The organism is uncultured Campylobacter sp., assembly GCF_938030685.1.
Taxonomy (GTDB): Bacteria; Campylobacterota; Campylobacteria; order Campylobacterales; family Campylobacteraceae; genus Campylobacter_B.
This window is the reverse complement of record NZ_CALHHX010000106.1, coordinates 1-4,852: the sequence shown is the minus strand read 5'-3', so window position 1 is coordinate 4,852 and position 4,852 is coordinate 1. Positions and strand designations below refer to the sequence as shown.

At 52.0% G+C, this 4,852-nt stretch carries 8 protein-coding genes and 1 pseudogene; all 9 read left to right on the top strand.

Translation table 11 applies throughout. The features are described 5' to 3' along the window. The coding region (locus tag Q0369_RS04985) for a hypothetical protein (protein ID WP_298096810.1) at window positions 1–89 on the top strand (89 nt) is incomplete at its 5' end. Between the two features lie 304 nt (window positions 90–393). Further along, window positions 394–732, top strand: a pseudogene (hisI, locus tag Q0369_RS04980) (phosphoribosyl-AMP cyclohydrolase); the annotation flags it as partial. Between the two features lie 171 nt (window positions 733–903). Continuing rightward, a complete protein-coding gene (locus Q0369_RS04975) occupies window positions 904–1,407 on the top strand; it encodes a phosphoribosyl-ATP diphosphatase (RefSeq protein WP_298096807.1) in 504 nt (167 codons plus the stop codon). Between the two features lie 107 nt (window positions 1,408–1,514). Continuing rightward, window positions 1,515–2,495, top strand: coding sequence for a hypothetical protein (locus Q0369_RS04970; protein WP_298096803.1), 981 nt, complete (start codon window positions 1,515–1,517; stop codon window positions 2,493–2,495). A 119-nt stretch (window positions 2,496–2,614) separates the two neighbouring features. Then, a complete protein-coding gene (locus tag Q0369_RS04965; RefSeq protein WP_298096800.1) occupies window positions 2,615–3,511 on the top strand; it encodes an NTF2 fold immunity protein in 897 nt (298 codons plus the stop codon). A gap of 2 nt (window positions 3,512–3,513) precedes the next feature. After that, on the top strand, window positions 3,514–3,693 hold the full coding sequence (locus Q0369_RS04960) for a hypothetical protein (protein ID WP_298096797.1): 180 nt from the start codon (window positions 3,514–3,516) through the stop codon (window positions 3,691–3,693). Next, window positions 3,690–4,235 (top strand): hypothetical protein, encoded by a 546-nt coding sequence (locus Q0369_RS04955; RefSeq protein ID WP_298096796.1) that lies wholly within the window; start codon window positions 3,690–3,692, stop codon window positions 4,233–4,235. Before Q0369_RS04960 ends, Q0369_RS04955 begins: the two co-directional genes overlap by 4 nt. Before the next feature lie 121 nt (window positions 4,236–4,356). Continuing rightward, window positions 4,357–4,536, top strand: coding sequence for a hypothetical protein (locus Q0369_RS04950; protein ID WP_298096793.1), 180 nt, complete (start codon window positions 4,357–4,359; stop codon window positions 4,534–4,536). 114 nt (window positions 4,537–4,650) lie between these two features. Beyond that, the coding region (locus tag Q0369_RS04945; protein ID WP_298096790.1) for a hypothetical protein at window positions 4,651–4,852 on the top strand (202 nt) is incomplete at its 3' end.

Sequence of the window (4,852 nt, the reverse complement as noted above, 5' to 3'; positions counted from 1 at the left end):
TTTTCCTAACGCCGGGCGGCGCGGTGCCTAATATCTGGGTCGATACGAAAGATAAGGCGAAGCAAAGCGCCATCGAGCGGGAAAATTAAAATTTCAGGAGGCTGTGCGCTCCGATTTCGCGAACTAAATTTAATAGCGAGATTTAAAGCAAGCCCGCTCCGGGCGCATAAACTTAACTCGCGATTTCGCAAGTTAATATTAGCGACGAGCGCGATTGCTCGCGATTAGCAAAACTCACACTCGTCGCAGCTTAAGCCTAGCGGTCGCTTAAAATTTAGCCGCCAGGTTTACTCTTTAAATTTACGAGGCTCGCCGCTTCGTAAATTCATAACTTAAATTCCGCGTACGGCGGCTAAATTCAGGGCGCGCGACTTCGTAAACTAAGGATCAAAGATGAAGGTAGATTGGCAAAAATTAGGCGGGCTGCTCCCCACGATCGTGCAGGACGCGGGTGACGGCGCGGTTTTGATGCTCGCGTATATGAACGAAGAGGCGCTAGGCCTAACGCTGCAAACGGGCTACGCGCACTACTTCTCGCGCAGTAAGAGGCGCATCTGGAAAAAGGGGGAGGAGAGCGGTCACGTTCAGCTCGTAAAATCCGCGTTTTTGGACTGCGACAACGACGCGCTGCTGCTTAAAATCGAGCAGTGCGGCGGATCCGCCTGCCACACGGGCGCGCGAAGCTGTTTTTTCAAAGAGATTTCGCTGCAAAAATGCGGCGAAAATATCCAGAGCCCGAACGCTTGCGGCGCGATAAATTTTGCAGAGCACGGCTCTGCAACCTCTCTCGTGCAGAAAAATTCCACAAATTCCCGCGCAGGGCAAAATTCCGTAGCTTGCGACGGCTCGGCGGATTACGCGCCCCAAAATTCTACTACCTACTGCAGCAATCAGAGCTCCACAATGCAAAGCCCCGCTGCGGCAAATTCCACGCTCACAAATTCCGCCGCAGAGTGCAGCGAGCAAAATTTATACGCCGTCTCGCAAAATTATGCGCTAAAAAACTCTATAGAAAAAAGCCCGTACGGCATTTTGGACGAAATTTATCACGTCTGCTTGGATCGCAAGCTAAACGGCGAGTCCGCACTCTCCTACGTCGCCTCGCTCTACGCGAAGGGCGAAAACGCCTATCTCAAAAAGATCGCCGAGGAGGCGTGCGAGTTCGCGCTGGCGTGCAAGGACCTCTCGCGCAGCGAGTTTTACGCAGACGTCGCGCGCGAGGGCTTCGGCGAGCACAGAGCGGGCGAGCCGCGATACGACGTGATTTACGAGGGAGCGGATCTTTTATTTCACCTTCTGCTCGCACTTGGGGCGCACAATATCCACCCGGACGCCCTACTTGACGAGCTAGCGCGTAGGCAAGGACAAAGCGGTATCGAAGAAAAGCGTTGCCGCAAAAAAAGCTAATTCTGCCTTGCAGCGACCGCGAGTTTATTTAGAGCAAAGCGCGCCTGAAGCGAGCCGTAAAACTCGGAGGCGATTTTACGCTGCGAAGGCAAATTTAAGGGTCGAAAATGAACGAAATTTTAAAGCGAATTTATGAGATAGAAAACCTCGCCGAATTAGAAATTTTTCTGCGCGCTTGGGATCAAATTTTAATTCGCGAGCGGCTGCTGGGCGAATTTGACCGCTACGCCTTTTATAAAAACGCTAGCGAGTGGAACAAGGCCGTTAAAATTTGCGAATGCCTAGCGATCGTAGGCTGGGGCGAGCGAGAGAGCTTGGAGGCGCTGCGCGGGAAATTTTACAACGGGCAGCCCGCGACATATTTTTTAAATGCGCACGGCGAGCCGCGCTTCGTCGAGGCATATTGGTCGAAGCGCAAAACGGGGCTTACGATGCAAGACGGCGATACTATCTTTCACACCGGCCCGGATGCGGCAGGCAAAACGCTCGCGCGCCCCGTAAAAGAGGATATTTTGGACCTCAAGCTAAACAGCCAGCGCAATTGGATAGCCAAAAACCCGGTCCGCATCACGCGCGCTATCAGCAACTGCTACGAGAGCTCGCGCGCCGTGATAGAAAGCCTATTTGAGAAACTTCAACCGGCGCTTAACGCCAAAATGCGCCCTAAAATTTACGGCTCGACAATCAACTACATAAAATTGGAATGCGCGTTTAGTTTTGATGACGAGCACTGCCGAACCAACTACATCATCGCGCCCGATAAGCCACGCATAAGCTCGCAGCGCGCGTGGGAGCTACTGTGCGAGATGATGAGCGAGGAGGAGCGGCGCGCGGGCGGTTACTATCTGCGGAACCGCTTTGAGTATTCGCCGTTTAGAAAAAACACGGGCAAAACGAGCGCGCTGATACATTTCGAGCGCGAATTTAGCGAGCTAGCGCCCATGGAGCAAAAGCGAAAGATGGGCGAGTATTTTTTGACGGCGCTAAGGCAGATTGCGCAAAAGCAAAGCAAGCTTGAGTATGATTTCGCCGCGATGATAGAGGATTTTAGTAAAATTTTAAGCGAGTGGACGGCGGCTAAAATTTAGCGCTCGTCGGCGCAAAATTTAATCGCGCTGCGCGTGCAAATCCGCGCCATAAATTTAAGCGCTTGCGTAAATCGTAAAATTTCACTAAAATTTTAAAATCAAATTTTAAAGGATAGCCGATGAAGCAGATCACGATGCAGGAGGCTTTGGACGCGGTTAGCGAGCGCTACTGCAAAGGCCATCACTACGAAAACGTAGCACTCACCGATGAGATGGTGCGCCGCATCTGTGAGGTAAAAAGCCTCGTAAATATGGGCTTTATAGCCACGGCTATCACGGACGCGGCGCTGCAGCATCTAGCCACGCTGCCGAAGCTTGCGTATCTGTTTTTACAAGATAGCGATAAGATAAGCGGCGAGGGCTTTAGATATTTTGCGAGGCACGCCAAGCTTGAGCACGTCGGTATCGAAAACGTCAGCATCATGGACGAGGGGCTAAAAGCGATCGTGCAAATCCCAAAGCTAAAATCGCTGCGCCTGGTCAATTCACGCGTGAGCTTTGCAGGGCTATTAGCTGCGGCGGATACCAAAATCCAGTTTTATCTAGACGGCGGGCGGTTTAGCAAGGAACAAATTGCGGAATTCGAACAGGCGCAAAGAGACGCCGCAAAGAGCAAAAAGAAGCTTGATCCAGATGATCTGACGGCGACGCGCGATGCGCTGCTCGCGTTTTTCGCGGCGATGAGCGAATGGGAGAAATTTGCCACATCGCGAATTGATGACGCAGACGACGGCGAGGTGCAGCGCAGATGCGACGAGCTCTTTGCGCGATACTGCACGCCCATTAGGCGCAGCGGCTTCCGCCCCGAGGGCATCTCATTTTCGATGATGGAGGGCGGCACCTACGGCGGGTACGAGCTAACGGACGCCGAATGCGAGAGTAAAAATAAAATTTATATCTACGCCAAGGACGAACACGGCTTTGCGCGCCGCTTCCTGCTCGTGCGCAAGGATGGGCGCTGGCTTGTAGACAGATGCCAAGGTATGAGCGGCGGCTGGAAAAACCGCGGGCTGTAAATTTGAGCGCAAAATGGAGTTTAAATTTCATCTGCGGCGCGATCGCAAGGATAAAATTTTATCCTTGCTGCAAGCACGATAGTAAAATTTCATCGGTGCTGCAAAACAGATATAAAGAGAGCAAATGGACGGTAAAATTTCTGCGTACGACGCGCACGGTGATCAAAGAAAGGCGTAAATGAAAAAGCGAATTTTCTCCGAGCTGGACGGCTTCGTGGTGTACGAGCCCGCGCTACTCGCGCGCTATCTGGATGAGCACGGGCTTGCGAGCGGCGATGTTCTTGCCTATTTTACGCAGACCGAGCACGGGGGCGCGGTCACAGAAGAGGGTATCGCGGTGCCGATATCGGGCGTCCGCAGCGATTATTACGATTTTGCGGTTACCGTGGGCGAGGCGAGCGAGGAGATATTCGCACAAAACGAAGCGAAAATCATCTCTCGCGGCTGGGTTTTTCACTCCTCGGGCACGCTAAATATCGCAGGCATCGGCTATTTTAAAGATATGAGCTGCATTAGCGAGCAAAACAGCCTGAGTTTTCGCGTAAAGCGCGGTCGGTACCGCTTGGAAATTTTAGGCGGATACCGAGGCACAAATTTTAGCGGCGCGCCCACTCCCCTCGGCAATACGTCTATTTTAAGCGATACGCCCGTTTTTCATCTGCGGCTTACACCCTCTGCCGAGCCTAAATTTAGCGGCGATTTGGAAACGTCATTTTATTTTTAGCCGAATTTATAAAATTTCTCTTTTTATGCGCGGCTGGTAGGCAAAATTTTATAAATTTAGCCGTATTTAGTCGCTGCGCCGAGTAAAATGCTATAATCGGCGCCAAATTACGGGAGGCGAGATGATTTTTGACGAACTTATAGACGCGCTCGCGCAAAACGGCTGGCAGATACGGAGCAGGAATGAAATTTGCCCGCCACAAAGCGAATTTTTAGGCGGCAGATTTAAAAATTTAAGCGAAGATTTTTACCGCTTCGTTTGCTTTTTTGAAATTTTGAGCGACGCTGCGGACGCCGTTTAGTTCGTATTCGCTAGGGATTATGCATCGCCGGGCGCGGACGAGGCGGAATTTTGCTACGAAGATTTTGAAAAAGACAGCCTGGAGTGCGCGGTTAACAATGCGGAAAGAGCCGCCGTGAGCGCGTTTTGGAGCGGGTGCTTGCCGTTTTTGTTTTCGGTCAGAGGCGAACGCTGCTTCGCGGGCATCCTCACGCAGGGCGCGGACGCGGGCAAGATCGTATTCGGTGCGGAACCGATCTATGAGGATGCCCTGGTTATTGCACAAAACTTCGAGGAGCTTATCGCTCTTTTCCTCGCCGCGCTCACGGACAAAAGCG

What these genes read in the sequence shown, in the direction of transcription:
- Q0369_RS04950 (WP_298096793.1), top strand. Translation starts at nt 4,357, where the DNA reads ATGATTTTTGACGAACTTATAGACGCGCTCGCGCAAAACGGCTGGCAG.
- Q0369_RS04975 (WP_298096807.1), top strand. Translation starts at nt 904, where the DNA reads ATGCAAAGCCCCGCTGCGGCAAATTCCACGCTCACAAATTCCGCCGCA.
- Q0369_RS04970 (WP_298096803.1), top strand. Translation starts at nt 1,515, where the DNA reads ATGAACGAAATTTTAAAGCGAATTTATGAGATAGAAAACCTCGCCGAA.
- Q0369_RS04965 (WP_298096800.1), top strand. Translation starts at nt 2,615, where the DNA reads ATGAAGCAGATCACGATGCAGGAGGCTTTGGACGCGGTTAGCGAGCGC.
- Q0369_RS04955 (WP_298096796.1), top strand. Translation starts at nt 3,690, where the DNA reads ATGAAAAAGCGAATTTTCTCCGAGCTGGACGGCTTCGTGGTGTACGAG.